This is a genomic window from Pseudoxanthomonas beigongshangi, assembly GCF_016820515.1.
GTDB lineage: Bacteria > Pseudomonadota > Gammaproteobacteria > Xanthomonadales > Xanthomonadaceae > Pseudoxanthomonas_A > Pseudoxanthomonas_A beigongshangi.
Window position 1 is genome coordinate 64,478 of sequence record NZ_JADHDV010000017.1, and the last position, 22,402, is coordinate 86,879.

Sequence of the window (22,402 nt, forward strand, 5' to 3'; positions counted from 1 at the left end):
TTGTCCGTCCACGCCGTCGGCACCCACGTCCGGAGGCGTCTTCTTCAACATCAGCCGTTCGCGTGCCGCGATGCCTGATGCCGGCCGCGCCGCCAGCAGCGAAGACCCGGACGTCGGCGACGTCCGGGTCAGCGTGGCCGACGTGCTGGCCGCGCAGGCGCGCCTGCGCCGCTATCTGCCGCCGACGCCGTTGCACCATGCCGAACGCTTCGGCGTGATGCTGAAACTGGAGAACCTGCAGCGCACCGGTTCCTACAAGGTGCGCGGCGCATTGAACGCGCTGCTGGCCGCGCGCGAACGCGGCGACAGCCGCCCGGTCATCTGCGCTTCGGCGGGCAACCACGCCCAGGGCGTGGCCTGGGCCGCCTACCGGCTGGGCGTGCAGGCCATCACGGTGATGCCGCACGGCGCGCCGGAAACCAAGATCGCCGGTGTCGCCCACTGGGGCGCGACCGTGCGCCAGCATGGCGCCAGCTACGACGAAGCCTTCGCCTTCGCCCGTGACCTCGCCGAACAGAACGGCTACCGCTTCCTGTCCGCGTTCGACGACCCGGACGTGATCGCCGGCCAGGGCACGGTAGGAATCGAAATCGCCCCACACGCGCCGGACGTGGTCATCGTGCCGATCGGCGGCGGCGGCCTGGCGTCCGGTGTCGCGCTGGCGCTGAAATCGCAGGGCGTGCGCGTGATCGGGGCGCAGGTGGAAGGCGTGGATTCGATGGCCCGCGCCATCCGCGGCGACACCGCCGCGCGCGATCCCGCCGCTTCGCTGGCCGACGGCGTGCGGGTCAAGATTCCCGGCTTCATCACCCGCCGCCTGTGCGCCAACCTGCTGGACGACGTGGTCATCGTGCGCGAGGCCGAACTGCGCGAGACGCTGGTCCGGCTGGCGCTGGAGGAACATGTCATCGCCGAAGGCGCCGGCGCGCTGGCGCTGGCCGCCGGCCGGCGCGTGGCCGGCAAGCGCAAGTGCGCGGTGGTGTCCGGCGGGAACATCGATGCCACCGTCCTGGCCCGACTGCTCTCCGAAGTCCGTCCGCGCCCGCCGCGCAAACCGCGCCGGCGCAACCGCGAAGGCGAGCCTTCGCTTGCCGGCACGACGCCGCGCAATCCAACCATCCCCCGTTCCACCGCAGTGCCGCCCGCATCCCGTCCGCGCCGCACTGCCGCCGTCGCAGAGGAATCCAGCTGGTGAACACGAACATTTCCGAATCCAAGCCGTCCGACCACGTCCGCATCTTCGATACCACCCTGCGCGACGGCGAGCAGTCGCCCGGCTGCAGCATGACCCCGCAGCAGAAGCTGGTGATGGCGCGCGGGCTGGCCGACCTGGGCGTGGACATCATCGAGACCGGCTTCCCCGCCAGCTCGCAGTCGGACCGCGAGGCGCACGCGCTGATCGCGCGTGAATTGCGCGGGACCACCCTGGCGGTGCTATCGCGCTGCCTGGCGGGTGACATCGAGACCTCGCTGCGCACGGTCACCGCCGCCGCCCGGCCACGCCTGCACTTGTTCCTGTCGACCAGTCCACTGCATCGCGAGCACAAGCTGCGGATGAGCCGCGAGCAGGTGCTGGAGTCGGTCCACAAGCACGTCGGCATGGCGCGCGCGCATATCGACGACGTCGAGTTCTCCGCCGAGGACGCCACCCGCACCGAGGAGGATTTCCTGCACGAGGTGGTCGCCGCCGCGATCGCCGCCGGCGCCCGCACCATCAACCTGCCCGATACCGTCGGCTTCACCACGCCGGAGGAAATCCGCGGCATGTTCCAGCGCGTGATCGCGCAGGTGCCGGGCGCGGACAAGGTGGTGTTCAGCACCCACTGCCACAACGACCTGGGCCTGGCCGTGGCCAACTCGCTGGCCGCCATCGAGGGCGGCGCGCGCCAGGTGGAGGGTTCCATCAACGGCATCGGCGAGCGCGCCGGCAACTGCGCCATCGAGGAAATCGTGATGGCGCTGAAGGTCCGCAACGCGTTCTACAACCTGGACACCGGGGTGGACACCCGCCGCATCGTGCCGACCTCGCAGCTGCTGTCGCGGCTGGTCGGCATGCCGGTCCAGCGCAACAAGGCGATCGTCGGCGCCAACGCCTTCGCCCACGAATCCGGCATCCACCAGCACGGCATGCTGCGCCATCGCGGCACCTACGAAATCATGCAGCCGCAGGACGTGGGCTGGCCCTCTTCGCAGATGGTGCTGGGCCGCCACAGCGGCCGCGCAGCGGTCGAACAGCGCCTGCGCGCACTGGGCTACTGGCTGGACGAGGACGAGCTGAAGCTGGTGTTCGAGCAGTTCAAGGCGTTGTGCGAGAAGCAGCGCGTGGTTGGCGACGCCGACCTGCAGGCGCTGATGCAGGATGCGTCCGTCAGCGACGGTTACCGCCTGTCCTCGATGACCATCAGCGACGTCGGCAGCCGCGCCAACGCCCTGGTCGAACTGTCGGATCCGGACGGCAACCGGGTCGCCGAAACGGCGCAGGGCAATGGTCCGGTGGACGCATTGTTCGGCGCGCTGTCAGCCGCCACCGGCGTGCAACTGCAACTGGAGAGCTACCAGGTTCACAGCGTCGGCATCGGCGCCGACGCGCGCGGCGAGGCCAGCCTGTCGGTGCGCTGCGAAGGCGAGGAATACGAAGGCACCGGCACCAGCAAGGACATCATCGAGGCATCGGCGCTGGCATGGCTGGACGTGGCCAACCGCCTGCTGCGCCATCGCCGCGTTGCCAGCCAGGAAGTAGCGGCCGCGTGAGGCCGATCGCGACATGAATTCTCCCGACTCCCCGACCATGACCACCCAACCACCCCGTACCCTGTTCGACAAACTCTGGGACGCGCACGTCGTCAGTCCCGAAAGCGACGCCGCACCCGCGGTCCTGTACATCGACCTGCACCTGATTCATGAAGTGACCTCGCCGCAGGCGTTCACCGAACTGAAGTCGCGCGGCCTGAAGCCGCGCCGCCCGGACCGCACCAAGGCGACGATGGATCACTCCACGCCCACCCTGCCCGCCGGCGCGGACGGCAGGCTGCCCTACTACACGGCCGCCGCCGAATCGCAGGTCCAGACCCTGGCGCGCAACTGCGCCGAACACGGCATCGAACTGTTCGACATGGGTTCCGACCAGCGCGGCATCGTCCACGTCATCGCGCCCGAACTGGGCTTCACCCAGCCCGGCATGACCATCGTCTGCGGTGACAGCCACACCTCCACCCACGGCGCGTTCGGCGCGCTGGCGTTCGGCATCGGCACCAGCGAGGTCGGCCACGTGCTGGCCACCCAGTGCCTGCTGCAGCGCAAGCCGAAGTCCATGGCGATCACGGTGGAGGGCGAACTGGCGCCGGGCGTCGGCGCCAAGGACGTCATCCTGCACATCATCGGCGTGATCGGCGTCAACGGCGGCACCGGCCACGTTATCGAGTATCGCGGTTCCACCATCCGCGCGATGGACATGGAGCAGCGCATGACCCTGTGCAACATGTCGATCGAAGCCGGCGCGCGCGCCGGCATGGTCGCCCCGGACGAGACCACCTTCGCCTGGCTGGCGCAGGCGCCGCGCGCGCCCAAGGGCGCCGACTTCGAGCAGGCCAGGCGCGAGTGGTCGGCGCTGCGCAGCGATGAGGGTGCCCGCCACGACGTGGAAGTGCGCATCGACGCCGCGGACATTCGCCCGACCCTGACCTGGGGCACCCATCCGGGCACCGCCATCGGCGTGGATGTCCCGATTCCCGCCGCCAACGACGCCGCCGCGCGCAAGGCACTGGACTACATGGCGCTGGAGGCGGGCCACGCGCTGGCCGGCACCGCGGTGGACGTGGTGTTCGTCGGCTCCTGCACCAATGGCCGCCTGAGCGACATGCGCGAGGTCGCTTCCGTACTGCGCGGCCGCCAGATCGATGCGCGCGTGCGCATGCTGGTGGTGCCGGGCTCGGAGCAGGTCAAGCGCCAGGCCGAGGCCGAGGGCATCGACGCCATCGTGCGTGCCGCCGGTGCGGAATGGCGCGAACCGGGCTGCTCGATGTGCATCGCCATGAACGGTGATCTGGTCGCCCCCGGCCAATTGGCCGTCAGCACCAGCAACCGCAATTTCGAGGGACGCCAGGGCCCCGGCTCGCGCACCCTGCTGGCCTCGCCGCTGACGGCGGCGTGGGCGGCGGTGAACGGAAGGGTCAGCGATCCCCGCGAACTGTTCGGTGCGCGCAAGGAGGTGGCGTGATGAGCGGTTTCCGTGAACTGCGTTCGCAGAGCGTCGTGCTGCGCCAGACCAACATCGACACCGACCAGATCATCCCGGCCCGGTTCCTGTCCACCACCGAACGCGCCGGTCTGGGCCGCAATGCGTTCAACGACTGGCGCTGGCAGGCCGACGGCACGCCCAATCCGGAATTCCCGTTCAACCAGCCGGAAAACGCCGGCCGTGCCGTACTGCTGGCCGGCCGGAACTTCGGCTGCGGCTCCTCGCGCGAACACGCGCCGTGGGCGCTGACCGACCTGGGCCTGCGCGCGATCGTCAGCAGCGAGATCGCCGACATCTTCCGCAACAACAGCCTGAAGAACGGCCTGTTGCCGGTGGTGCTGGCCGAGGACGACGTGCAGGCGCTGATGGAACGCCCCGATGACGAACTGGTCATCGACGTGGCCGCGCGCGAGCTGCGCACGCCCGACGGCCGCGTCTACCCCTTCCCGCTGGATGCCTTCGCCCAGACCTGCCTGCTCGAGGGCGTCGACGAAATGGGCTATCTGCTGGCCCGCCAGGCCGATATCGAACACTACGAGGAAACCCGCCATGCGCGCTGAAATCGCCGTCCTGCCCGGCGACGGCATCGGTCCGGAAGTCACCGCCGCCGCCGTCTCCGTCCTGCGTACCGTGGCCCGTCGCCACGGCCACGACTTCACCTTCACCGAACACGACATCGGCGGCATCGCCATCGATCGTCATGGCGATCCGCTGCCGGCCGCCACGCTGCGCGCCTGCCAGCAGGCCGACGCGGTGCTGCTGGGCGCGGTGGGCGGACCGAAATGGTCCGACCCGAACGCGAAGATCCGTCCCGAGCAGGGCCTGCTGGCGCTGCGCCGTGGACTGGGCCTGTTCGCCAACCTGCGACCGGTCCGCCCGCACCCGGCCGCGCTGAACGCCTCGCCGATCAAGCCGCACCTGCTGACCGGCGTGGATATCATGGTGGTGCGCGAACTGACCGGCGGCATCTACTTCGGCGACAAGACCCGCGACGAACGCGGCGCCAGCGATCTGTGCAGCTACAGCGTCACCGAGATCGAGCGGGTGGTGCGCAGCGCGTTCCGCCTGGCGCGCCAGCGTCGCGGCTACCTGGTGTCGGTGGACAAGGCCAACGTGCTGGAGACCTCGCGCCTGTGGCGCGACGTTACCGCGCGCATCGGCCGCGAGGAATTCGCCGACGTGAAACTGGAGCACGTGCTGGTCGATGCCATGGCCATGCATCTGCTGTCGCGGCCGCGCGAGTACGACGTGATCGTCACCGAGAACATGTTCGGCGACATCCTGACCGACGAAGCCTCGATGCTGGCCGGATCGCTGGGTCTGTTGCCGTCGGCCTCGCTGGGCGACGGCCGGGTCGGCCTGTACGAGCCCATCCACGGTTCCGCGCCGGACATCGCCGGCAAGGGCATCGCCAACCCGTACGCCACCATCCTGAGCTGCGCGATGCTGCTGCGCCACTCGCTGGGCCTGGACGAAGAGGCCGATTGCATCGAGCGCGCGGTCGACGGCGCCCTGAACGCGCAGGTGTTCACCAATGATCTGGCCGCGGGTGGTCGCGGTGTCTCCACCCAGGCCGCCGCCCAGGCGGTGGTCGAACAGTTGAACGAGCACTGCTACGTCGCCGAACTCAGGGACTGAGTCTGCTCTCTCTGACAGGCGGGCTTCGGCCCGCCTTTTTTTTGCCTGTCTTGCCAGCCGTCCCCAACTGCTTGTGGTTGAGACCTGATCCGGCCATAGTCCGCTTCGGCATGCAGAGGACGCGGACATGACGCCCGGCACGAAGCATCGATTGAAACTGGTGGTCTCCGCCTCGCTGATCACGCTTTGGGGCGTCGGCTCGCTGGCGGGATGGCCGGTGCTGGAAGGCTTCCTTCCGCTGGCCCTGGTCTTCCTGCTCAACTCGCCCCCGGAAACGGCCGACGCCAACGAGTCCGGGCTCATGGGCCTCATGCAACCGCGCCTGGTTCCGATCTTCGTCCTGCTGTTTTTCGGCGTGTTCTACTTCGTGGCGAAGCATGGATTCCCGAAGAGCGGGCTCGAAGATGTCTGGCGGGGCTGGTTCGTGATTCCCGTGTGGGTGGCGTTGCTGGCACAACTGGTTCTACAGTCCGATCCGAAACCGGCCGGCGAAGCCCTGGTTCGCGACGAAGGTTCTCCATCGGACGCCTGATTGGCATCCGTTCCCACCTGTCTCCCACACGCATCACCCGCGTGTCCTTGCCCCTACAATGCCGGAATGAAGACCATCGGAATGCTGGGTGGCATGAGCTGGGAATCCACCGTGCCCTATTACCGCCTGATCAACCAGCGCGTGCAGGAACGCCTGGGCGGGCTGCATTCGGCGCGCCTCCTGCTCTACAGCGTTGATTTCCACGAGATCGAACAATTGCAACGCGGCGGCGAGTGGGAGCGCGCGGGGACGCTGCTGGCAGACGGTGCGCGGCGCCTGCAATCGGCCGGTGCCGATTTCCTGGTGATCTGCACCAACACGATGCACAAGGTCGCGCCCGCGGTGGAAGCCGCGATCGCGCTGCCATTGCTTCACATCGCCGATCCGACCGCGAGCGCCGTCGCCGCGGCGGGAGTCCGGCGGGTCGGCCTGCTGGGCACGCGCTTCACCATGGAAGAGGAGTTCTATCGCGAGCGCCTGCAGCGGCGGCATGGCCTGGAAGTGCTTGTCCCCGGGAGCGAAGACCGCCTCGAGGTCCACCGCATCATCTACGAGGAGCTTTGCCGGGGCATCGTCGACGACCGCTCGCGGCACCTCTATCGGGACATCATTGGCCGTCTGGTTGCACGCGGTGCGGAAGCGGTGATCCTGGGATGCACGGAGATATCGCTGCTGGTGGGCACGGACGACTCGCCCGTCCCGCTCTTCGATACCACCGCGCTGCATGCCCGTGCCGCGGCCGACCACGCACTCGGTGCCTGAGTCCGGCAGGCATGCGCAAGGTGCTTTTCATCTGCAGCCAGAACCGTCTGCGCAGTCCGACGGCCGAGCAGGTCTTTGCGGACTGGCCCGGCGTGGAGACCGCGTCGGCCGGCCTGAACAACGATGCTGAAAATCCGCTCACGCCGGAGTTGTTGACGTGGGCGGATCTGGTATTCGTCATGGAACGCGCGCACCGCGACAAGCTGTCGTCGCGCTTCCGTGCCCACCTGGGCCGGCAGCGAATCGTCTGCCTCGATATCCCTGACGAGTACGACTACATGGACCCGGAGTTGATCGCGCTGCTGCGCGCCAAGGTACCGCGGTATCTTCGCTAGGGCGGGCCGAAGCCCACCCTGCGTCAGGCCGCGTTGCCTTCCTCGGGCTTGACCTTGAACCAGGCCGCGTACAGCGCCGGCAGGAACAGCAGGGTCAACAGGGTCGCCACGGTCAGGCCGCCCATGATCGCCACCGCCATCGGCCCGAAGAACGCGCTGCGCGAAAGCGGGATCATCGCCAGCACCGCCGCCAGCGCGGTCAGCACGATGGGCCGGAACCGGCGCACGGTGGCATCGATGATCGCATGCCAGCGGTCATGGCCCGCGTCGATGTCCTGCTGGATCTGATCCACCAGGATCACCGAATTGCGCATGATCATGCCCGCCAGGGCGATGGTGCCGAGCATGGCGACGAAACCGAACGGCACCCGGAAGATCAGCAGCGCCAGGGTCACGCCGATCAGCCCCAGCGGCGCGGTCATCGCCACCAGCGCCATCCGCGGGAAGCTGCGCAGCTGCAACATCAGCAGGGTCGCCACCACCAGCAGGAACAGCGGCATGCCCGCGTTGATGGAATTCTGCCCGCGCGCCGAATCCTCGACGGTGCCGCCCGTCTCCAGCAGGTAGCCTTCCGGCAGCGCCTTGCGGATGTCCTCCAGGGTCGGCTGGATCTGCCCCACCACGGTCGGCGGGGTCAGATCATCGGTATTGAGATCCGCACGCACGGTCACCGTCGGCAGGCGGTTGCGGTGCCAGATGATGCCGTCCTCAAAGGCGTACTCCAGGTTGGCGATCTGCGACAGCGGCACGCTTCCGCCATTGCTGGTCGGCACCGCCAGGCTGCCGACCAGATCCATGCGCGCGCGTTCCTGCTCCGGACCACGCAGCAGGATCTCGACCAACTCGTTGCCCTCGCGATAGGTGCTCACGTGCAGGCCCGACAGTGAACTGGTCAGGAAGTGCGATACCTGCGCGGTGCTCACGCCGAGCGCGCGGGCGCGATCCTGGTCGATCACCAGGCGCACGATCTTGCTGGGTTCATCCCAGTCGAGATTGACGTTGGCGACATTGGGGTTCGCGCGCACCTTCTCGGCCACCTGGCGTGCCAGCGCCTGCACGCGATCAATGTGTTCGCCCGACACGCGGAACTGGATCGGATAGCCCACCGGCGGTCCATTCTCCAGCCGGGTCACCCGGAACTGCAGTTGCGGGAATTTCGGCGCGACTTCCTCAATCAGCCATTTGCGTGTCGATTCGCGCGTCTCGATGTCATCGGCCAGCACCACGAACTGCGAGAAATTGGCCTGTGGCAATTGCTGGTCCAGCGGCAGGTAGAAACGCGGCGAGCCGGTGCCGATGTAGGCCACGTAGTTCTGGATGCCTTCGCGCTTGGCCAGCAGCTTCTCCAGTTGGCGTGCCTGCGCATCGGTGGACTTGAGCGAGCTGCCTTCGGCCAGCTCCAGATCCACCATCAGTTCCGGACGCACCGAATCGGGGAAGAACTGTTGCGGAATGAAACGGAACATCACGATCGACAGTACGAATGCCAGCACGGTCACGCCAATCACCAGCCAGCGATGGCGCAGGCAGGCATCCAGCAGCTTGCGGAACTTCTGGTAGAACGGCCGCTGGTAGGGGTCGTGATCGTGGGCGTCATGCGGCGCGGGTTCCAGCCAGCCGGCCAGTGCGGGATGGCGATCGGCCAGGCGCGCGCGCAGGCCATGCCAGCGCGCGGCCAGCGAACCCGGTTTGGGCGGGCGCGGCTGGTCCAGATCCGGCAGCATCTTGTCGCCGAGATAGGGAATGAACAGCACCGCCGCGATCCACGACACCACCAGCGCGATCGTCACCACCTGGAACAACGAGCGCGTGTATTCGCCGGTGCTCGACGCGGCGGTCGCAATCGGCAGAAAGCCGGCGGCCGTGACCAGGGTGCCGGTCAGCATCGGGAAGGCGGTCGACTCGTAGGCAAAGCTCGCCGCCTTCAGCCGGTCGTAACCCTGCTCCATCTTGATGGCCATCATCTCCACCGCGATGATCGCGTCGTCCACCAGCAGGCCCAGCGCCAGCACCAGCGCGCCCAGCGAGATCTTGTGCAGGCCGATGCCGAAGTAATGCATCACCGCGAAGGTCATCGCCAGCACCAGCGGGATCGAGACCGCCACCACCAGGCCGGTACGCAGACCCAGCGAGAAGAAGCTCACCACCAGCACGATGATCACCGCCTCGGTCAGTACCCGCACGAACTCGCCGACCGATTCCTCCACCGCATGCGGCTGGTCGGATACCTTGCGCAGCTGCATGCCGACCGGAAGGGTCTTCTGCAGGCGCTGGAATTCGTGTTCCAGGGTATCGCCCAGCTTGAGGATGTCGCCGCCGTCCTTCATCGCGACCGCGATGCCGATGGCGTCCTCGCCCATGAAGCGCATCTTCGGCGCGGATGGATCCGCGAAGCCGCGACGCACTTCGGCGATGTCGCCCAGGCGCACCGTGCGGCCGCCGGCGTGGATCGGGAACTCGCGGATCTCCTCGACCGAACTGAATTCGCCGCTGACGCGCAGTTGCACGCGATCGCTCGGCGTCTCGAAGAAGCCGGCCGGGGTCATCGCGTTCTGCTCGTCCAGCGCCTGCTGCACCGCCGTCAACGGGATGCCCAGCGTCGCCAGCTTGGTGTTGGACAGTTCAATCCAGACCTTCTCGTCCTGCAGTCCGACCAGTTCCACCTTGCCCACGTCGGATACGCGCTGCAGTTCCAGCTGGATGCGGTCGGCGTAGTCCTTCATCACCGCATAGTCGAAACCCGGCCCGGTCAACGCATAGATGTTGCCAAAGGTGTCGCCGAACTCGTCATTGAAGAACGGCCCCACCACGCCTTCGGGCAGGGTATAGCGGACGTCGCCGACCTTCTTGCGGATCTGGTACCAGAGTTCGGGAATGTCCCTGGAGTTGAGCGAATCCCGGGCCATGAAGATGACCTGCGACTCGCCAGCCCGCGAATAGGAACGGATGAACTCGTACTTCCCGGTGGTCATCAGCGCCTTCTCGATGCGCTCGGTGACCTGCTTGGACACTTCGTCTGCGGTCGCGCCGGGCCATACCGTGCGCACGACCATCGCCTTGAAAGTGAACGGTGGATCCTCGGATTGGCCCAGGTGCCGGTACGACCAGGTACCGATAAGCGCCAGCACGATCATCGCGAACAGCACCAGCGAGCGGTTGGTCAGGGCCCACTCGGAGACATTGAAGCGGCGCATGGTCAGCGACTCCCTTCAATGGATGCGACGCGAAGCGGCCGCGCGGGCGCGCGCGCCATGCTGATCGTCGCTTTCATCAGCGCGCTTCCTTGGCGGGTGCCGCCAGCACGGGACGGTTGTCGCGATCCACGGGCGTCACCGCCACGCCTTCGCGCAGCAGATGGCCACCGCCGGCCACGACCCAGTCGGTCGCGGCGACGCCGGACAGCACGGGTACTTCGGTATCACCATAGGCGCCGAGCCGAACCGGTCGCAGCGACACCTTGGCGGTCTTCGGATCCACCACCCAGACCGCGGTGCCGCCCTTGGCACCACGCTGCACCGCCGACAGCGGCAGCTTCAATGCCGCCTTGGCGCCATGTTCCTGTACGTAGACGCGCGCGCTCTGGCCCAGCTCGACCGCGTTGACCGCTTCGCCGACCAGGCTGACCCGCGCGGCGTAGGTGCGGGTCTGCGAATCGGCCGCGGGTGCGATTTCGCGGATGGTGCCCGGCAACCGCTCACCCGGCGCATTCCATAGTTCCACCAGTACCGGCTGATCGACGCTGAACTCGCGGATGCGGTTTTCCGGCAGGCCGATCGCGACCTCGCGCCCGCCATCGGCGGCCAGCGTGTAGATGGTCTGGCCGGCGGCCACCACCTGGCCCGCTTCGGCCTGGCGGCTGGCGATCACCCCGTCGCGCGGCGCGCGCAGTTGCGAATAGCCCGCCTGGTTGCGCATCACTTCCATCTGCGCGCGGGCGGCGCGGGCGCGGCCTTCGGCGGCCTTCCAGGCCGCGACCTGCGCATCGTAGGCCGAGCGGCTGACTACCGACTGCTCGACCAGCTTGGCATAACGGTCCCGATCGCCCCGGGTGCGGGCCAGTTCGGCCTCGGCCGCGGCCAGTTCGGCGCGCGCGGCCTGCTCCTGCAGGCTGAAATCACCCGGATCCAGCAGCGCCAGGATTTCTCCGCGCCGCACCCGCGCGCCGGCATCGACGTTTCGACGGGTCAGGTTGCCGCCGACCCGGAACGACAGCGGACTTTCCTCGCGGGCCCGCACCTCGCCCGCGTAAGCCGTCAGCGCGGCCTCGACCCCGCCGGCGGGATGCACCACCATGGCCGGCCGCGGGGTTTCCGCGGCTTCATCGCTTCCTCCGCAGGCCGACAGCGCCAATCCGAGGAACAGACCCATTCCGATCCCGCGCAAGCCGTGCCTGTGCATCGCGACTCCGTTGTCATTCAGTAATTAATGGACTTGCCGGTATAGTATAAATATCGAACCGAGTAGTCTAGTATTGCCGAATGGCCAGCCCCGTTCCCCCCGCCAGCCGCCGTCCTGCCGCCAAGCCCGCCACCGGGCCCGGGCGTCCGAAGGATCTCGGCAAGCGTGCCGCCATCCTCGACGCCGCCAAGCGGCTGTTCGCCCGCGAGGGCTTCGGAGGAACCTCGATGGATCAGATCGCCGCCGAGGCCGGCGTCTCCAAGCTGACCGTATACAGCCATTTCGGTGACAAGGAAGCCTTGTTCACCGAGGCCGTGCGGGCCAAATGCGAGGAAATGCTGCCCGACGATCTGTTCCAGATCGAACTCAAGGGACCGCTGCGCGACCAGTTGCGGGTCATCGCCCAGGCGTTTTTCGCCCTGATCAGCAGCGACGAGGCCATCAGCACCCACCGGATGATGCTGGTGCCCGGCAACATCGACGACAACCTGAAGCAGGTGTTCTGGCAGGCCGGGCCGCAGCGCACCCACGACGCCTTCGCCGCCCTGCTGCAGGCGCGCGTGGATGCCGGCGAGCTGGATATCCCCGACGTGCCCCGGGCCGCCGAGCAGTTCTTCAGCCTGATCAAGGGCGATCTCCATGGACGCATGATGTGCGGCTTGTGCGAGCGGCCCGGCCGGGGTGACGTGGACAGCCACCTGGATGCCGGCGTGGACCTGTTCCTGCGGGCCTACGGAAAGCGCTAGGCTCATGCCGCCGAGGATGCCCGACGGAGGTCGCGGTGACTTCCGGCACTGCGCCCTGCGGGGGCCAGCCGCGATCCTTCCCGAGCGCGACCGGGGCCGTCCCGGTAAAATGCTCGACCCAGTCCCACGCGCCGGATGATTTCCCCCATGACGATCGATTACTCCCTCGCCCGCGAAAACATGGTCGAACAGCAGGTACGTCCCTGGGACGTGCTGGAAGTCCGCGTGCTGGACGTGCTGGCCACGCTGCCGCGCGAGGCGTTCGTCCCGGAGATTCACCGCGCGCTGGCCTACGCGGATCTGGAGATCCCGCTGGGCCATGGCCAGAAGATGATGAAGCCGGTGCTCGAGGGCCGTACCCTGCAGGCGCTCAACATCCAGTCCGATGAGGAAGTGCTGGAGATCGGCACCGGCAGCGGCTACATGGCGGCCTGCCTGGGCGCGCTGGCGCGCGACGTGGTGAGCCTGGAAATCCAGCCCGAACTGGCCGCCGCCGCGCGCGAGCGCCTGGATCGCACCGGCCTGGGCAACAACGTACGCATCGAAACCGCGGATGCGCTGCACTACACGACCGAGCGCCGCTTCGATGCGATCTGCGTGACCGCGGCGGTGGACAGCATCCCGGCGCGTTTCCTGGAATGGCTGCGCCCCGGTGGCCGCCTGTTCGTCGTGCGCGGACAGTCGCCGGTGATGGAAGCGGTCCTGCACCACGCCGATGTCAACGGCGGCCGCATCGAATCGTTGTTCGAGACTGATCTCGCCTACCTTGTCGGCGCCGCCCCGGCGCCGAAGTTCGTCTTCTAAAGGATCAATAAGGAAACCGCATGAGCCGTCGCCCCCTCGTACTCGCGCTCGCCCTTGCCCTGCCCGTCGGCGCCAGCGCCACCGACCTGCTCCAGACCTTCGATCTGGCGCGGACCGGCGATACCCAGCTGTCGATCGCCGAGTCCAACACGCTGAGCACCAAGGAAGGCAAGGTGCAGGCACGCGCCGCGCTGCTTCCGCAGCTCGATGGCTCGGTAGGCTATGAGCGTTCGCACAGCAGCCGACCCGGCAATTTCCAGCAGGATGAATTCGGCAACGTCGTCGCGGTCGGCGACACCAAGGGCCGCACCTACGGTGCGACGCTGAGCCAGTCGATCTTCGACTGGAGCCGCATCTCCAACCTGCGTGCCGAGCGCGCCAACAGCACCGCGGCCGACTACAACCTCAACTCGTCGAACCAGGAGCTGATCACCCGCACGTCGGCGGCCTACTTCGACGTGCTGATCGCGATCGAGTCGCTGGCCGCGGCACAGACCAACGAAGCCGCCGCCAAGAAGCAGTTCGACTACACCCAGAAGCGCCTCGAAGTCGGCCTGGCGCCGATCACCGACGTGCATGAAGCCCGCGCGCAGTACGACAGCGCCCGCGCCAGCACCATCCTGAGCCGCAACACCCTGGACGACACCTACCGCGCCCTGACCGAACTGACCGGCCAGCCGATCAGCAACCTGCAGGGCCTGCCGGACGATTTCCGTCCCGAACTGCCGGCCGAGCAGTCGGCGCAGGGCTGGGTGGATCGCGCGGTCGAACAGAATCCGGCGCTGAAAGCCGCCGAGTTCCAGAAGCAGGCCGCCGACTTCGGCGTGTCCAGTGCGCGCGCCGGCCACTACCCGACCCTCAGCTTCCAGGGCAGCTACAGCAACGGCGCCAATTGGGATTCGGTGCACGGCCCCGGCAGCCCGGGCATTTCGAGCGATTCCGAAGGCCACCGGTGGGGCATCACCCTGAACGTGCCGCTGTTCGCCGGTGGCGCCACCCAGTCGCGCGTGCGCCAGGCCCTGGCCCAGCGCGACATCGCCGACGATACCGTCGAGCAGACCAAGCGCGCCCTGGTCCGCAACACCAGCAATGTCTATCAGGCGCTGGTCGCGGGCGTGAGCGAAGTCGAGGCCCGCCGCCTGGCGGTGGTGTCGGCGCAGAGCGCCTACGACGCTTCCGAAGTCGGCCTGGAAGTCGGTACCCGCACCGTGCTGGACGTGCTGCAGAACCAGCGCACACTGTTCCAGGCGCAGGTCGAGTATGCCCGCTCCAAGTACCAGTACCTGCAGAACCGGCTGTTGCTGGAGCAGGCCGCCGGCACGTTGGAGCGCGCCGATGTCGAAGACGTGAACCGCCTGCTGACGGTCAACGCCGAGGCACGTCTGGCGCCGGCGGCCACCAGCGCCAACTGATCGGACCGCACCATCGACAAGTGAAAACGGCGGGCTTCGGCCCGCCGTTTTTTTGTAAGTTCAATCCAGATTCCTGCCGCGCGGCCGCGGGCGGCCTCAGGAGATGAGGCCGCGAGCGCGCAGCTCGTCGATTTCCCGTGGAGAGAATCCCGACTCGCGCAGGACTTCTTCGCTGTGCTGGCCCAGCATCGGCGGCGCGCTTCGATAGCGCACCGGCGTGGCCGACAATCGCAGCGGGCTGGCCACCATCGGCAACGCGTCCCGTGCGGGGTGATCCACGCTCACCCGCAGGCCGCGGGCACGCACCTGCGGGTCCGCGAACACTTCGTCGATGTCGTTGACCGGGCTGCAAGGAATGCCACCGGCTTCGAGCACGGCCAGCCAATCCGCGCGGCCGCGCATGCGCATCGCGTCCGCGATCAATGGAACCAGCACGTCGCGGTTGCGCACGCGATCGGCGTTGCGGGCGAAACGCGGATCGCCGGCCCATTCCGGATGTCCGGCGATGGCGCAGAAACGCGCGAACTGCGCGTCGTTGCCCACCGCGAGAATGACGTGGCCGTCGGCGGCCTCGAACGCCTGGTACGGCACGATGCTCGGATGGCCGTTGCCCATTCTTTGCGGCACGACGCCGCCCACCAGGTACTGGCTGCCGAGATTGGCCAGCATCGCCACCTGCGCATCGAGCAACGCCATGTCGATGACCTGCCCTTCTCCGGTCGCGTCGCGATGCCGCAGCGCGGCCAGGATGGCGACGGTGGCGTACATGCCGGTGAACAGATCGGCGACGGCGACGCCCACTTTCTGTGGTCCCGCGCCGGGCAGACCGTCGCGTTCGCCGGTCACGCTCATCAGGCCGCCCAGCCCTTGCACGGCGAAGTCGTAACCGGGGCGGCGCGCATACGGCCCGGTCTGTCCGTAGCCGGTGATCGAGCAATAGATCAGGCGCGGATCGTCGGTGCGCAGGCGGGCGGCGTCCAGTCCATAGCGCGCCATTTCGCCGACCTTGAAGTTCTCCACCACCACGTCGCAGCCCCGTGCCAGCCGGCGGATCAACGCCTGCCCGTCGGCGGTCGCGATATCCACCGCCAGCGATCGCTTGTTGCGGTTGGCGCACAGGTAATACGACGACTCGCCGGTCTCGTGGCCATCGTGATCGCGCAGGAATGGCGGGCCCCAGCCACGGGTATCGTCACCGCTGCCGGGGCGCTCGATCTTGATCACGTCCGCGCCCAGATCCGCGAGCGTCTGCGTGCACCAGGGCCCTGCGAGCACCCGCGACAGATCCAGCACGCGCACGCCGGCCAGCGCCTGTGGAGGAATGACGGGCGTACTCACCTGCGCGTCAGTCCACCGAGGGCGGCAGATCCGGCTGGATCATCGCCAGCGTGCGCGCCAGTGCGCCACGTCCGTGTTCGACCAGCGCGCGTCCGTTGTCGGCCATGCGCTGGCGTTCGATCGGGTCCTCGAGCAGGCGCTGCACGCCGGCCGCCACCGCCTGCGCGTCCTGGCCGACGATCAGCGCATCGGCCTCCCTCAGCCGCTTGGCGATCTCGACGAAATTGTGCAGGTGCGGACCGGTCACCGCGGGGGTGCCCACCGCGGCCGGTTCCAGCAGGTTGTGGCCGCCGATCGGCTGCAGGCTGCCGCCGACGAAAGCCACATCCGCGCAGGCGTAGAACGAAGCCAGTTCCCCCAGCGTATCGATGACGAACACGTCGGTATCCGCGGCCGGCCAGCGCTTCCCGCGACGGGAGGCCGTGCGCAGGTGCGCGGCTTCGGCCGCTTCCTGCACGCGCGGGAAGCGCTCGGGATGGCGCGGCGCCCACAGCAGCAGCAGATCCGGCCAGCGCGCGCGCAGATGGCGGTGGATCGCCAGCACCGCCGATTCCTCGTCCTCGTGGGTACTGGCCGCGATCCAGACCGGACGCGGGCCGACGCTCTCGCGGAAGCCTGCCACGAACCCGTCCAGTCCATCGGGAACACGCACGTCGAACTTGAGGTTGCCGATATCGCGCACCTGTTCCGGATCCGCGCCGAGCACCACGAACCGGCGCGCATCCGCATCGGATTGCGCGGCGACCCGGCGCAGGGTGCGCAGGGTCCGCGCGATCAACGGCCGCAATACGCTGTAGCCACGCAGTGAACGCGCCGACAGGCGACCGTTGAGGATATAGGTCGGTATGTGGCGGTCCTGGCAACCGAACAGCAGGTTGGGCCAGAGCTCGGTTTCCATCACCAGGCCGATCGCCGGGCGGTAATGGTCCAGGAAGCGCCCGACGGCGCCGGGCAGGTCGTAGGGCGCGTAGACGTGTTCGACACTGTCGCCCCATAGGGCGGCGACCCGCTCCGAGCCGGTCGGGGTGATGGTGGTGACCACCCAGCGCAGGTCCGGACGCGCGCGGCGCAAGGCTTCCACCACCGGCGCGGCGGCGTTGACTTCGCCCACCGACACCGCATGCAGCCAGATGTCCGCCGGCTCCGGCTTGCGCTCATAACTGCCGAAGCGCTCGTTCCAGCGCTGGAAGTACTCGGCGAAGCGGAAACCGCGCCAGATCAGGTGGTACACGGTGACGGGCGTCAACAGGTACAGCGCGCCCGAGTACAGGCCACGCAACAAACGCTCGGTGAAGTCCTTCCGCATCGGGAAAGGATAGGTAAGACGCTAGAATTAAGCCATGGCCGCCCCGCAGATGCCCGCCCGCCCCCCGTTTTCCCCACGCCTGTGGCTGAAGTGGCTTGGCCTGGGTGTCATGGTCGCCGGGGCGCAGTTGCCCTGGCCGGTGCAGCGCGCGCTGGGTGCGTGCATCGGCTGGTTGGCGCCATACCTGGCGCCTTCGCGCCGGCGCGCGGCGGAGGTCAACCTCGCGCTGTGCTTCCCGGGCATGGACGAGGCGGAGCGGCAGGCATTGCTGAAGGACAGCTTCCAGGCGTTGGGCGTCGGCCTGTTCGAGTTCGCGCGCGCCTGGTGGGGCTCGATCACGCCGATGCGGCGCGACGTGGTCGTCGAAGGACTGGAACACCTGCAGGCGCTGCGTGCGCAGGGACGCGGCGTGCTGATGGTGTCCGGGCATTTCATGACACTGGAGATGTGCGGCCGGCTCATCTGCGACCACATCGAACTGGCCGGCATGTACCGGCGCCACCGCAATCCGGTGTTCGAATGGGCGGTCAAGCGCGGCCGCCTGCGCTATGCCACCCACATGTTCACCAACGACGAGATCCGCGGCGCGGTCCGTCATCTCAAGCAGGGTGGTTTCCTCTGGTACGCGCCCGACCAGGACATGCGCGGCAAGGACACGGTGTTCGCACCGTTTTTCGGCGTGCCGGCCGCCACCATTACGGCCACCCACCAGCTCGCGCGCCTGACCGGATGCGCGGTGGTGCCGTTCTTCCATCGCCGCGAAGGCGGCCGCTACATCCTGCGGGTGGCGCCGCCGCTGGAGGATTTCCCGTCGCAGGACGCGGTGGCCGACAGCGCGCGCGTCAACGCGCAGATCGAAGCGATGGTGCGGGAAGCGCCCGCGCAGTACCTGTGGATCCACCGCCGCTTCAAGCGCCAGCCCGAAGGCCGCAGCAAGCGGTACGACCCGTAGTCCGCCTGTAGTCCGCGCAGTCCGGATCAGACACGCCTCGCTCAGGCCGCGGGACCCGCCAACCGGATCACGCCGCCGGCCCGGATTCCGGCGCGGCCTCGCGGGCCAGCAGGCTACCGGTGTAGAGCGCGGCCAGCATCAGGGTCAGCCCGCCCCAGAATGTCGAATAGAACGCCAGGTGGGTATTGAACGGGAACACCGTCACCGCCAGCGCCAGCATCGCCGGGCGCGCGCGTTCCTTGGCCTGCGGGGTGGCATAGCGCCAGGCGCGCCAGGCCAGCGCGGCGCCGGCCAGCCAGAGCAGCAAGCCGATGCCGCCGGTTTCGCTCAGCACTTCCAGCACCAGTTGGTGGGCATGCAGCGCGGGACCGTGGCCCCACGCCGGGCGGCCACCGTGCAACGGATCGCAGTCGGGGAACGCCTTGCGGAATCCCCTCACGCCGACGCCGTTGATCGGTTGTTCCTTGACCATGCACCAGGCCGCGCCCCATATCTGGGTACGTCCGGACAGCGCCATGTCGACGCCGTCCTCGTCGGCGGCCAGGGCCTGGCTGGTGCGGTCCAGGCGTTCGCGCAGCTGCGGCGAGGACACGCCGAGTGCGACCAGCGCCAGCGCGCCGAAGGCGAATACCGCCAACAGGCGTTTCCAGCCCAGCAGCGGCAGGCCGGAGAACACCAGCACCAGCGCATAGGTGATCCAGGCGGCGCGCGCGCCGGCCAGGATGATCACCACGCCCACCGCCGCGGCCGCGGCGACCCATCCGAAGGTTCCCAGCTTCCGGCCCGCGCCGAACAGCACGAACGGGGACAGGCTGGCCAGCACCACGCCCAGCTTGAGGTTGCAGGGGCCCAGGAAGCCGCTGAGGCGATCCAGCACCGCCACGTCCTCGGCCGTGCACATGGAATGACCACTGGTCAGCTGCTTGAGCTGATCCAGGCTCCAGAACAAGGGGCTGGTGCCCGACACCGCCTGCAGCAGCGCATCGCAGGTCCATACCGCCACGATGACGGCGAGGCCGCCGAACGTGGTCCGTCGGCCGCGTTCGTTGGCCACTGCGGCGGCGACCAGCCACAGGAAAGGCAGGTAGCGCAGATCCACCACCGCCTCGCGCAGCGCGCGCGCGGAGTCGACCGCCTCGACGGCCGAAATCAATTCGGGCAGCCAGTAGGCCAGGAACATCACGCTGGTCAGCGCCCAGGCCGGGTTGCTGAGCAGGCTGGCACTGCCGCGGAAGCGTGCCAGCAGCAAGCGGACGATGGCCGCCAATGCGCCGAGCACCATCACGCCCTCGGCGAACCCGGGCATCGGCCACAGCGCGACGAACGTCAGCACCCACGCCGGCGCCCAGCGCCAGCCGTGGGGCGCGTGCTGCGCGTTCTCAGTGATCGGCGAGCTGGCGGTCATGGGCGAGTTCAAGATAGGTGGCGAGCGTGGCGTCCTGCATCGCACGCAGGGTGTAGGCCGGCATCGTAGCCGCTGAAGGCGACGGATGCGACGCCAGCAGGGATTGTGCCGTCCGCAGCAGCGCTGCTTCGTCGAATGGCGGCACCGCGCCCTGCGGTTGCAGTTCCGCCAGCAGTTCGCCGACGCCGCCATGGTCCCAGCCCGCCACCGGACGTCCCACCGACAGCGCTTCGATGACGGTGCGACCGAATGCCTCGGGCTTGCGCGACAGTTGCAGCACCAGATCCGACGCCGCATAGGCATCGGCGATGCGTGCGGTCGGTGGCGTGATCACGAGCGCGTCGCCGAAGCCGCCCTGCCCGGCCTGCCGTTCCAGTTCGCCGATGTACTGCTCGCGACCGGCTTCGCGCGCGCCGGGCATCCACAATCGCGCGTCCAGTCCCTGCGCGCGCAGCCGGGCAAGCAGCGAGACCGCATCGCCATGCCCCTTCAGCCGCGTCCCGCGGCCGGGCAGCAACAGCAGCGGGCCGTCGCCGGCCAGGCCCGGGTATTCGCTGGCGAACTCGGCGCGCATCGCCCGATCAGGCCATGCCCGATGTGGGAAGCGTGTCGGATCGATGCCGCGCGGGATAACCCGCAGCTTGCCGGGATCGGTGCGCGGGTAGTGCGCCAGCACGTAGTCGCGCACGGTTTCCGATACGCAGATCACCCGTTCGCCACGGGTCATGATCGCGCTGTAGCGACCCGGCGAGTTGAGGCCGTGCACGGTGGTGACGAAGCGCGGGCGCCTCGCGGTGGGCACAGCGCCCAGCGCCTTCCATCCCAGCCACGCCGGAAGGCGCGAACGGGCGTGCACCAGATCCGGGCGCTCGCGCAGGAACAGATCGCGCAGGGTGCGGACGTGCCGCAGGGTCAGCAACGACTTGCGGCCGATGTCGAGGGTGATGTGTTCGGCGCCGGACTTTTCCAGCGCGGGTACCAACCGGCCGCCGGCGGAGACGACGATGGCACGATGGCCGGCCCGGACCAGCGCCTCGGCGATCTCCAGGGTCGATCGCTCCACGCCGCCGGACTCCAGCGCCGGCAGCAGTTGCACCACGGTCAGGCGGGGCATCGCGGCCCGGCCGGAATCAGTCGGCGAGGACGAAGTGGGAACCGCAGTACGGGCACTGGACTTCGCCGCCCGGCGCATCCTCGATCGGCAGGTACACGCGTGGATGCGAGTTCCACAGCGCCATCGACGGCAGCGGGCAGCTCAACGGCAGGTCGGCGCGATGCACGGTGTAGCGCTTCTCGGCGTTGGCGGGCGCGGTGGCGGTCTGGCTCATGGCGGCGATGCGATTCGGGGGAACCGGGGAAGTTTACCACCGGTGGGGAAACCGGGCCCGTGCGCGCGCCGCGGACAAGGCCGGCGAAAAAAAGAAACGCCGCCCGGCGGAAACCGGACGGCGCGGGTGGGCCGGTCGGGGGAGGGAGGGGCACCGGCCCCGGGGAGACTTACTCCTTCGGCACCATCGCTTCGGTGGTGATGCGCAGCTTCACTTCATCGCTGACCGCCGGCGCGTACTTGCCCACGCCGAATTCGGTGCGGCTGACGGTGGTGGTGGCGTCGAAGCCGATCGCCGCGCGCTTGGCCATGGCGTGCTCGCCGGCCTTGTTCAGGGTCACGTCCAGCACCACCGGCTTGGTGATGTCCTTGATGGTCAGGTTGCCGGTGACCTTGAGCTTGCCTTCGCCGGCGGCTTCCACCTTGGTGCTCTTGAAGGTGGCGGCCGGGAACTTGGCGGCGTCGAAGAAATCGGCGCTGCGCAGGTGCTCGTCGAAATCGGCGACGAAGCTGTTCAGGCCGGACAGCGGCAGGGTCACCTCGACCTTCGACGCGGACACGTTCTCGGCGTCATAGACGATGGTGCCGTCGGCCTTGCCGAAGTGCGCGCTCGGGTTGGAGAAGCCGAAGTGGCTCCACTGCGCGATCACGTCGGTGTGGTTGGGGTCGATCTTGTAGGTGACCGGGGCGGCGAACGCGGAACCGGCGAACGCGAACAGGGCGGCAATCAACAGGGTCTTGCGCATGGTGGAATCTCCGGGGGTGGTGGTCAGTCGAATACGTCAGGCTTCGTCAAGGCGGGGTCGAGGCGGGCGACATGACCGACGGCCGGCGGAAGACCCGGGGAAAAGGTTCATCCGAAAGGAGGCGGGATCGGGCACGTCGGATTCGCCCGACCGCGCGAATCACAACCCGGCCAGTGTAGAGTGTCCCGACTTTGGCGATCATCCGGCTGCTCCGGAACGGATTGTTTTGACAGGTGGAACAAACAGACCGCCCCACCCTGCTTTCCGACCGCCTCTGGACCCTCACTGACGGCCATGCGGGCAACGTCCGCCAGGCGTCGGCCCTGGCCGGCGCGTTGGAGGCGGCACCGCACGAGGCACTGGTCCTGCGGACGAGCGCGCCCTGGCGCTGGTGGGCGCCCCGGCGGCTGCCCGGGGACACGGGTGCGTTCGGGTCCGCGTTCCGGGCCGCGCTGGCCGCCCCC

Annotated in this window: 20 protein-coding genes and 1 pseudogene; 13 read left to right on the forward strand and 8 right to left on the reverse strand. The window is 68.3% G+C overall.

Translation table 11 applies throughout. The features are described from left to right. Window positions 1–70 precede the first annotated feature (70 nt). The 8 genes from IQ458_RS13545 (at window position 71) to IQ458_RS13580 (ending at window position 7,504) form a co-directional block, all read left to right on the forward strand. Window positions 71–1,195, forward strand: a complete 1,125-nt coding sequence (locus IQ458_RS13545) for a threonine dehydratase (protein ID WP_183639326.1) — start codon at window positions 71–73, stop codon at window positions 1,193–1,195. Further along, window positions 1,192–2,751, forward strand: a complete 1,560-nt coding sequence (locus IQ458_RS13550; RefSeq protein ID WP_183639327.1) for a 2-isopropylmalate synthase — start codon at window positions 1,192–1,194, stop codon at window positions 2,749–2,751. Before IQ458_RS13545 ends, IQ458_RS13550 begins: the two co-directional genes overlap by 4 nt. 13 nt (window positions 2,752–2,764) lie before the next feature. Then, the gene (gene leuC / locus IQ458_RS13555) at window positions 2,765–4,216 is read left to right on the forward strand and encodes a 3-isopropylmalate dehydratase large subunit (RefSeq protein ID WP_235996842.1); all 1,452 of its coding nucleotides are present in this window, start codon (window positions 2,765–2,767) and stop codon (window positions 4,214–4,216) included. Then, entirely contained in the window at window positions 4,216–4,797 is a 582-nt protein-coding gene (leuD, locus tag IQ458_RS13560; protein ID WP_141455471.1) for a 3-isopropylmalate dehydratase small subunit, read from the forward strand. The genes leuC and leuD overlap by 1 nt, the downstream gene beginning before the upstream one ends. Further along, window positions 4,787–5,875: a 3-isopropylmalate dehydrogenase gene (gene leuB, locus IQ458_RS13565; protein ID WP_192198025.1), complete on the forward strand. Its 1,089-nt coding sequence runs from the start codon at window positions 4,787–4,789 to the stop codon at window positions 5,873–5,875. Before leuD ends, leuB begins: the two co-directional genes overlap by 11 nt. A gap of 127 nt (window positions 5,876–6,002) precedes the next feature. Further along, window positions 6,003–6,407, forward strand: coding sequence for a hypothetical protein (locus IQ458_RS13570; RefSeq protein WP_203323155.1), 405 nt, complete (start codon window positions 6,003–6,005; stop codon window positions 6,405–6,407). Window positions 6,408–6,473: 66 nt separating this feature from the next. After that, window positions 6,474–7,169, forward strand: coding sequence for an aspartate/glutamate racemase family protein (locus tag IQ458_RS13575; protein WP_192198027.1), 696 nt, complete (start codon window positions 6,474–6,476; stop codon window positions 7,167–7,169). A gap of 11 nt (window positions 7,170–7,180) precedes the next feature. After that, complete coding sequence (locus IQ458_RS13580; protein ID WP_192198028.1) at window positions 7,181–7,504, forward strand: low molecular weight protein tyrosine phosphatase family protein; 324 nt, start codon at window positions 7,181–7,183, stop codon at window positions 7,502–7,504. A gap of 23 nt (window positions 7,505–7,527) precedes the next feature. Here the strand turns inward: IQ458_RS13580 and IQ458_RS13585 are convergent, their stop codons facing one another. Together IQ458_RS13585 and IQ458_RS13590 are read right to left on the reverse strand one after the other, a co-directional pair. Next, window positions 7,528–10,698: an efflux RND transporter permease subunit gene (locus tag IQ458_RS13585; RefSeq protein ID WP_203323156.1), complete on the reverse strand. Its 3,171-nt coding sequence runs from the start codon at window positions 10,696–10,698 to the stop codon at window positions 7,528–7,530. 76 nt (window positions 10,699–10,774) lie between these two features. Then, complete coding sequence (locus IQ458_RS13590; RefSeq protein ID WP_235996843.1) at window positions 10,775–11,872, reverse strand: efflux RND transporter periplasmic adaptor subunit; 1,098 nt, start codon at window positions 11,870–11,872, stop codon at window positions 10,775–10,777. 110 nt (window positions 11,873–11,982) lie between these two features. Between IQ458_RS13590 and IQ458_RS13595 the strand changes: the two genes are divergently transcribed. The 3 genes from IQ458_RS13595 (at window position 11,983) to IQ458_RS13605 (ending at window position 14,864) form a co-directional block, all read left to right on the forward strand. Beyond that, the gene (locus IQ458_RS13595; protein ID WP_183639335.1) at window positions 11,983–12,648 is read left to right on the forward strand and encodes a TetR/AcrR family transcriptional regulator; all 666 of its coding nucleotides are present in this window, start codon (window positions 11,983–11,985) and stop codon (window positions 12,646–12,648) included. A 147-nt stretch (window positions 12,649–12,795) separates the two neighbouring features. Beyond that, window positions 12,796–13,452 carry a protein-L-isoaspartate O-methyltransferase family protein gene (locus IQ458_RS13600; protein WP_203323158.1) on the forward strand — a complete coding sequence of 219 codons (657 nt, stop codon included), beginning with the start codon at window positions 12,796–12,798 and terminating at the stop codon, window positions 13,450–13,452. Between the two features lie 20 nt (window positions 13,453–13,472). Further along, window positions 13,473–14,864 carry a TolC family outer membrane protein gene (locus IQ458_RS13605; protein WP_203323159.1) on the forward strand — a complete coding sequence of 464 codons (1,392 nt, stop codon included), beginning with the start codon at window positions 13,473–13,475 and terminating at the stop codon, window positions 14,862–14,864. A 96-nt stretch (window positions 14,865–14,960) separates the two neighbouring features. Here the strand turns inward: IQ458_RS13605 and IQ458_RS13610 are convergent, their stop codons facing one another. Both IQ458_RS13610 and waaA read right to left on the reverse strand, forming a co-directional pair. Continuing rightward, window positions 14,961–16,202, reverse strand: a complete 1,242-nt coding sequence (locus IQ458_RS13610) for a CaiB/BaiF CoA transferase family protein (protein ID WP_203323160.1) — start codon at window positions 16,200–16,202, stop codon at window positions 14,961–14,963. Window positions 16,203–16,209: 7 nt separating this feature from the next. Continuing rightward, complete coding sequence (gene waaA / locus IQ458_RS13615) at window positions 16,210–17,508, reverse strand: lipid IV(A) 3-deoxy-D-manno-octulosonic acid transferase (RefSeq protein ID WP_192198032.1); 1,299 nt, start codon at window positions 17,506–17,508, stop codon at window positions 16,210–16,212. 34 nt (window positions 17,509–17,542) lie between these two features. Between waaA and IQ458_RS13620 the strand changes: the two genes are divergently transcribed. Next, window positions 17,543–18,460 carry an LpxL/LpxP family Kdo(2)-lipid IV(A) lauroyl/palmitoleoyl acyltransferase gene (locus IQ458_RS13620; protein ID WP_183639340.1) on the forward strand — a complete coding sequence of 306 codons (918 nt, stop codon included), beginning with the start codon at window positions 17,543–17,545 and terminating at the stop codon, window positions 18,458–18,460. 67 nt (window positions 18,461–18,527) lie between these two features. Here IQ458_RS13620 and IQ458_RS13625 read toward each other — a convergent pair whose 3' ends face one another. The 4 genes from IQ458_RS13625 to IQ458_RS13640 all read right to left on the reverse strand — a co-directional run bounded on the left by IQ458_RS13625 (window position 18,528) and on the right by IQ458_RS13640 (window position 21,938). Beyond that, window positions 18,528–19,865: an O-antigen ligase family protein gene (locus IQ458_RS13625; RefSeq protein ID WP_183639341.1), complete on the reverse strand. Its 1,338-nt coding sequence runs from the start codon at window positions 19,863–19,865 to the stop codon at window positions 18,528–18,530. Continuing rightward, a complete protein-coding gene (locus IQ458_RS13630) occupies window positions 19,840–20,979 on the reverse strand; it encodes a glycosyltransferase family 4 protein (RefSeq protein ID WP_203323161.1) in 1,140 nt (379 codons plus the stop codon). Before IQ458_RS13630 ends, IQ458_RS13625 begins: the two co-directional genes overlap by 26 nt. A 16-nt stretch (window positions 20,980–20,995) precedes the next feature. Then, complete coding sequence (locus IQ458_RS13635) at window positions 20,996–21,193, reverse strand: zinc-finger domain-containing protein (RefSeq protein WP_141455457.1); 198 nt, start codon at window positions 21,191–21,193, stop codon at window positions 20,996–20,998. Between the two features lie 169 nt (window positions 21,194–21,362). Beyond that, the gene (locus tag IQ458_RS13640) at window positions 21,363–21,938 is read right to left on the reverse strand and encodes a YceI family protein (RefSeq protein ID WP_141455456.1); all 576 of its coding nucleotides are present in this window, start codon (window positions 21,936–21,938) and stop codon (window positions 21,363–21,365) included. Between the two features lie 233 nt (window positions 21,939–22,171). On the opposite strand from IQ458_RS13640, the pseudogene IQ458_RS19645 reads away from it, so the two are divergent. Further along, a pseudogene (locus IQ458_RS19645) lies at window positions 22,172–22,402 on the forward strand (hypothetical protein); the annotation flags it as partial.

What these genes read in the sequence shown, in the direction of transcription:
- IQ458_RS13545 (WP_183639326.1), top strand. Translation starts at nt 71, where the DNA reads ATGCCTGATGCCGGCCGCGCCGCCAGCAGCGAAGACCCGGACGTCGGC.
- leuC (WP_235996842.1), top strand. Translation starts at nt 2,765, where the DNA reads ATGAATTCTCCCGACTCCCCGACCATGACCACCCAACCACCCCGTACC.
- leuD (WP_141455471.1), top strand. Translation starts at nt 4,216, where the DNA reads ATGAGCGGTTTCCGTGAACTGCGTTCGCAGAGCGTCGTGCTGCGCCAG.
- leuB (WP_192198025.1), top strand. Translation starts at nt 4,787, where the DNA reads ATGCGCGCTGAAATCGCCGTCCTGCCCGGCGACGGCATCGGTCCGGAA.
- IQ458_RS13570 (WP_203323155.1), top strand. Translation starts at nt 6,003, where the DNA reads ATGACGCCCGGCACGAAGCATCGATTGAAACTGGTGGTCTCCGCCTCG.
- IQ458_RS13575 (WP_192198027.1), top strand. Translation starts at nt 6,474, where the DNA reads ATGAAGACCATCGGAATGCTGGGTGGCATGAGCTGGGAATCCACCGTG.
- IQ458_RS13580 (WP_192198028.1), top strand. Translation starts at nt 7,181, where the DNA reads ATGCGCAAGGTGCTTTTCATCTGCAGCCAGAACCGTCTGCGCAGTCCG.
- IQ458_RS13585 (WP_203323156.1), bottom strand. Translation starts at nt 10,698, where the DNA reads ATGCGCCGCTTCAATGTCTCCGAGTGGGCCCTGACCAACCGCTCGCTG.
- IQ458_RS13590 (WP_235996843.1), bottom strand. Translation starts at nt 11,872, where the DNA reads ATGGGTCTGTTCCTCGGATTGGCGCTGTCGGCCTGCGGAGGAAGCGAT.
- IQ458_RS13595 (WP_183639335.1), top strand. Translation starts at nt 11,983, where the DNA reads ATGGCCAGCCCCGTTCCCCCCGCCAGCCGCCGTCCTGCCGCCAAGCCC.
- IQ458_RS13600 (WP_203323158.1), top strand. Translation starts at nt 12,796, where the DNA reads ATGACGATCGATTACTCCCTCGCCCGCGAAAACATGGTCGAACAGCAG.
- IQ458_RS13605 (WP_203323159.1), top strand. Translation starts at nt 13,473, where the DNA reads ATGAGCCGTCGCCCCCTCGTACTCGCGCTCGCCCTTGCCCTGCCCGTC.
- waaA (WP_192198032.1), bottom strand. Translation starts at nt 17,508, where the DNA reads ATGCGGAAGGACTTCACCGAGCGTTTGTTGCGTGGCCTGTACTCGGGC.
- IQ458_RS13620 (WP_183639340.1), top strand. Translation starts at nt 17,543, where the DNA reads ATGGCCGCCCCGCAGATGCCCGCCCGCCCCCCGTTTTCCCCACGCCTG.
- IQ458_RS13625 (WP_183639341.1), bottom strand. Translation starts at nt 19,865, where the DNA reads ATGACCGCCAGCTCGCCGATCACTGAGAACGCGCAGCACGCGCCCCAC.
- IQ458_RS13630 (WP_203323161.1), bottom strand. Translation starts at nt 20,979, where the DNA reads ATGCCCCGCCTGACCGTGGTGCAACTGCTGCCGGCGCTGGAGTCCGGC.
- IQ458_RS13635 (WP_141455457.1), bottom strand. Translation starts at nt 21,193, where the DNA reads ATGAGCCAGACCGCCACCGCGCCCGCCAACGCCGAGAAGCGCTACACC.
- IQ458_RS13640 (WP_141455456.1), bottom strand. Translation starts at nt 21,938, where the DNA reads ATGCGCAAGACCCTGTTGATTGCCGCCCTGTTCGCGTTCGCCGGTTCC.